5 protein-coding genes and 1 pseudogene are annotated in these 4621 nt (G+C 58.5%); 3 read left to right on the top strand and 3 right to left on the bottom strand.

Annotated features, from left to right (window positions below):
- A partial coding sequence (locus tag ACFFAR_RS25295; protein WP_375508669.1) for an oligopeptide/dipeptide ABC transporter ATP-binding protein occupies positions 1-288 on the top strand: 288 nt, incomplete at its 5' end.
- Positions 289-499: 211 nt separating this feature from the next.
- On the top strand, positions 500-1906 hold the full coding sequence (locus tag ACFFAR_RS25290; RefSeq protein ID WP_174365119.1) for an OprD family outer membrane porin: 1407 nt from the start codon (positions 500-502) through the stop codon (positions 1904-1906).
- Between the two features lie 82 nt (positions 1907-1988).
- Here ACFFAR_RS25290 and ACFFAR_RS25285 read toward each other — a convergent pair.
- The 3 genes and pseudogenes from ACFFAR_RS25285 to ACFFAR_RS25275 form a co-directional block, all read right to left on the bottom strand.
- A pseudogene (locus ACFFAR_RS25285) lies at positions 1989-2119 on the bottom strand (ABC transporter permease); the annotation flags it as partial.
- 1 nt (position 2120) lies between these two features.
- Positions 2121-2993: a TauD/TfdA family dioxygenase gene (locus ACFFAR_RS25280; protein WP_174365118.1), complete on the bottom strand. Its 873-nt coding sequence runs from the start codon at positions 2991-2993 to the stop codon at positions 2121-2123.
- Between the two features lie 157 nt (positions 2994-3150).
- Complete coding sequence (locus ACFFAR_RS25275; protein ID WP_375508668.1) at positions 3151-3837, bottom strand: HD domain-containing protein; 687 nt, start codon at positions 3835-3837, stop codon at positions 3151-3153.
- 210 nt (positions 3838-4047) lie between these two features.
- Here ACFFAR_RS25275 and ACFFAR_RS25270 point away from each other — a divergent pair.
- Positions 4048-4621: AraC family transcriptional regulator (locus tag ACFFAR_RS25270; protein WP_375508667.1), on the top strand; the 574-nt coding region annotated here is incomplete at its 3' end.

The following is a 4621-nucleotide window of genomic DNA, read 5'->3' as shown; positions in this document are numbered from 1 at the left end:
ATGTATCTCGGCCATGTCATGGAGCTCTCCGATAAGCATTCTCTCTATGCCCGGCCTCGCCATCCCTACACACGCGCGTTGCTGTCCGCCGTGCCGGTGCCGAATCCGGCCATCGAGCGGACGAAGGTCGTGCAGATTCTTTCGAGCGATATCCCGAGCCCGATCAACCCGCCGACCGGCTGTGTGTTTCATACTCGATGTCCGATTGCGGAGCCGCGCTGTTCGCAGGAAGTGCCCGCATTGCGAACCCTTGAACATGGAGTTGCCGCCGCCTGCCTGCTCGCCTGATCCACGACTGATTTCGTCCATTGCCTAGACATCGCTCGTTTCGCCGTTTTTCAACGGCGGAATGCGGCGGTGCTTTGCTAACCCCGTAGTTCCCGCGGTAACCCTCCGATGCTTCGCTCCTTGAACAGGCGCGTTTATAAACTCGCGCCGGTTTTATTGAGATGGTTGTCGGCCTTTGATCACAATCTATAACAAGTCAGAGACAACAATAATGACAATACAGAAACATTCGCTTGCACTCACTTTAACTGTTGCCACTGCATTGATGGGTCCGTCCATTTCCGCTTTTGCGGATGATGACGATGTTTCAACGCGTCACACCGAAGCACCACCGAGTTCCCCGCCTAATACAGAAGCCGACGCGCCTATCAGCAATCAGTCGAAATCGCAGGGGTTTATCGAAGATTCACATTTGAAGTTGCTTTTCCGCAGTTATACCGAGCGCCTGGAATCGGATGGGGCGAAGAACAAGGACGCGTGGGTATTGGGTAATCAGGCAGTATTTGAATCGGGGTATACGCGCGGATTATTCGGCGTGGGTCTGGATGCGTCGTTGTTCAGCGATTTAAAACTGAATGGCGGACAAGGCGCGGGAAACCGCGTGCATTTGAATCACGATGGCCAGACCGGCCAGAACCAGTTGGCGTGGACGTATCCAGGCGTGTGGGACGTAAAGGCGCGGGTATCGAATACGGTGCTCAAATACGGCCTGCAACTATTCGATAACCCCTTTCTCGTTCCCCACGATAACCGCGCGCTGCCGCCAAGCTATCGCGGCTTCTCTCTTGCCAGCGAAGAGATCAGGAACGTGACGCTCAAGGCGGGAAGCGTGGATGGCGTCATGGCGCGCGGCCAGACCAGCGTGACCACGCTGAAGACGGAATACGGCGGTACCCGGTTCAGCCGTTTTACGTTTGCCGGCGGCGATTACGCGCCCAATGACGACACGTCTGCGTCGTTATATGCCAGCCGTGCCGAGAACGTCTGGGACCAGTATTACCTGACGCTGGGTCACAGTATTGGCGATCCGGCACAGATTCGCTGGACCGGCAATCTGACTTATTACTACACCCATGACGTCGGACAAAGCAGGAATGGTCCCATCAATAACCATGCGTATAGCTTGTTGTTATCGGGTACGCACAACGCGCACACCATTTCGGTGGGTTTCCAGCAAATCGCGAGCAACCAGTTCTTCGATTATGTCGGTCAGTCGGCGGGCGATTATCTGGCGAACTCGCTCGATGTGGACTACAACGCGCCGCATGAAAAGTCGCTCCAACTCGGTTATACGTTGAATCTTGCCGGTTATGGTTTGCCCGGCGCGAAGGTGACGACGTGGGGTGCGTACGGCTGGGGAGCGGATGCATCGACCATGGCCGACCGTTATGCCGATCCCGCCAGTTCGCTTCACGATCTGTACTGGAAAAACGGCGAACCGGTTCACGGGACGCATTATGAGTTTGGCGTCATTCCGTCCTATACCATCGGTTCGGGCAAACTGAAGGGCGCGAGCGCCAAGTTCTATTACATGCATCACCACGGCGGCAAATATTATTCGGATTCTTCGAGCGATGTGTATCGCCTGATGGTGAATGTGCCGGTCAACGTGTTCTGAAATCAGCAGGCGTAAAAAAACCCGCGAGACGCAATCTCGCGGGTTTTCATATCTGCGGTAAAAGGCCCTATCGTTGCACGCCTCAGCGGCGAACCGTCAGGCGCTCGAAGGTATCGAAGACGAGAGTTCGACGACCAGGCCGATCCCGATCAGCGCGGCGAGTCCCGCGAACACGCGATCCGTGCGGAGCCAATTGCGGTTCTGGAAGATGTGATCAGAACGGCGTATCGCCTTCAATCGTGGTCCGGTACATCTTGCGGCGCAGATGATCGGGCGTGCCGGCCGCGAGGTGCATCAGCGAGCGGTTGTCCCAGAACACGAGATCATGTTCACGCCATTGATGCCGGTACAGATGTTCTTCGCGCACGCTGTGGTCGAAGAGCGCTTGCAGCAGATCGCGGCTCTCGCCCTCGGGCATGTCGATCACGCGCGTGGTGAAATGCTCGCTCACGAACAGAGCCTTGCGCCCGGTTTCCGGATGCGTGCGCACCATCGGCTGTACCACGGGTTTGACCTGAGCGATTTGTTCAGCCGACAAATTCGGCCGCCACGGGCTGCGTTTTTGCAGTTCGGCATATTTTGCAAGATAGGTGTGTTCGGCGGAGCGGCCCTTTACTGCATCGCGCAACGCTTGCGGCAACGTATCCCAAGCCAGATGCATGTTCGCGAAGAGCGTATCGCCGCCTTCGGCCGGCAATTCCTGCGCGTGCAAGAGTGAACCCAAGCTGGGCGTTTCCTTATACGAAAGGTCCGAATGCCAGAAGTGCCCGGCATCGCCAAGACCGATCGGCTTGCCGTTTTCCATCACGTTCGAAACGATCAGGATCTCCGGGTGGCCACTCAACTGGAACTGGTGAAGCACGTGGATTTGCAGCGGACCAAAGCGGCGGCTGAAGGCAATGTGCTGTTCGGGCGTGATGCGCTGGTCGCGGAACACGACCACGTGATGATCGAGGTGCGCACGGTGAATGCGCTTGAAATCGTCGTCGGCGAGAGGCTGGCTCAGGTCGAGACCGGTTACTTCGGCGCCTACCGGGCCTTGGAACGGCGTGATTGCAATGGTCTGGTTGAGAGTTTGGGTCGTCACGCGGGACTCGTTATTCGATTGGGAAATTGCTTTGGCAGATTATCGAATCTATGTTTCCGCGCGTACAAGGTCAACGAACCAAATCCCATACGCTTATCTGTTTTAGCGATAAACAAGCCGTTCCAGCAGAGGAACGGCTGTCGGGGCGGCGCGCAGCTCAGTGATTGTGCGATGCATCGCTGCAATGCGCACATGCACCCGGGCTGTCGTTCCACGCGGAGCCCAAAATCAGGCTGCAGAAATTCAGGCGTTTGTAAGTCGGGTCTTTCAGCGCGAGGACATCGGCTTTCACGTTGCCGAAGGTCGTTTCCGGCTTCTGGATCGTGCCGTGCGCGAATGCATCGATGATTCCTTCCTTGAAGTTCACTTCACGCGGATGCACGGCAATGACCTGCTTGCGTTGTGTGTCGCTGAATTCGTCGTATGCAAGACCCAGCACGTCCATTTCCACGCCGGCCGTGACCAGCGCGACAACCGGTTTCTTGTGCTGCGCAATGCCGGGCGTGGTGTGCAGCGCGATGGAATCCCAGACCTGTTCAATGTCGTGTTCGCCAATGCCATAGCCCTTCAGGAAATCGCGCGCCGCGTTGGCGCCATCGACTTCGAAGCGGTCGTGCTTGCTGCTGTAGGCATCGATCAGGCCCATGTCGTGGAACATTGCGCCGATATAAAGCAGCTCGGCGTCGTAGCCGAGCTTGCGGCGCTCGCCCGTCAGCGCGCCGAACAGGAAAACGCGGCGCGAGTGGTTGTAGAGAAGGTCCGGCTCGGTATCGCGGACGAGTTCTGTGGCGGCGCGCGCCATGGCGCTGTCGGGAATGCGGATGCCGGCGATCGTGGTAGTCATGTTCGGTGCTCCTTGGTGTGAGGTTTGCCGCGGACGTCTTGTTAAACTGCGTGGGTTCGCCGGGCAAGCTGAAGAGGTTGGACGACCAGATCAGTGTCGCCCCGGCGGGTTGCTGCGGCAATCGATGTCATCCGTCGAAGCCTGCCAACCGCACGGCGTCTGCTGCCAAGCACCGAAAAACCCCCGCAAATTCTTGAGGAGCACGACTTCATGCGCAGCGTCGCCATCGCGATCTTTCCGCAAGTGCAGGCGCTCGATGTAGCCGGTCCACTCGATGTTTTCGCCGAGGCGAACGGGTTTGTCGCGCTGGACGACGGATACGCGATCACGCTGGTGGGTGTCGACAACACGCCGGTGCGCGCGTCGAACGGCACGCGCATGCTTGCGGATCTCACATGCGATGAAGCGCAGGGCGGCTTCGATATCGCGCTGGTCGCGGGCGGCCCGGCGCTTCCAGTCGATCAACCCGACCCGCGCCTGACAGCCTGGTTGCGCGATGTCGCGTCCCGCTGCGATCGCTACGGGTCGATCTGCACGGGCGCCTTCGCGCTGGGTCATGCGGGTTTGATCGATGGCCGTCATGTGACGACGCACTGGCAGAACGCGCCGCAACTCGCACGGATGTTTCCCAAGGCCAACGTGGAGCTCGACCGCATTCATATTCGCGACGGAAACCTCGTCACGTCGGCGGGGGTGACGGCGGGTATCGATGTCGCGCTTGCACTCGTCGCAGAGGATCATGGCTCGACGGTCGCGCTGGCGGTGGCGAAACTGCAGGCGGTGG

This window comes from uncultured Caballeronia sp. (assembly GCF_964243625.1).
Taxonomy (GTDB): domain Bacteria; phylum Pseudomonadota; class Gammaproteobacteria; order Burkholderiales; family Burkholderiaceae; genus Caballeronia.
Note: the sequence above shows the minus strand (reverse complement) of the source record. Positions and strands in the feature narration are given on the sequence as shown.

Bases quoted from the DNA above. Each gene is read 5' to 3' on its own strand.
- ACFFAR_RS25290 (WP_174365119.1), top strand. From the start codon at position 500: ATGACAATACAGAAACATTCGCTTGCACTCACTTTAACTGTTGCCACT.
- ACFFAR_RS25275 (WP_375508668.1), bottom strand. From the start codon at position 3,837: ATGACTACCACGATCGCCGGCATCCGCATTCCCGACAGCGCCATGGCG.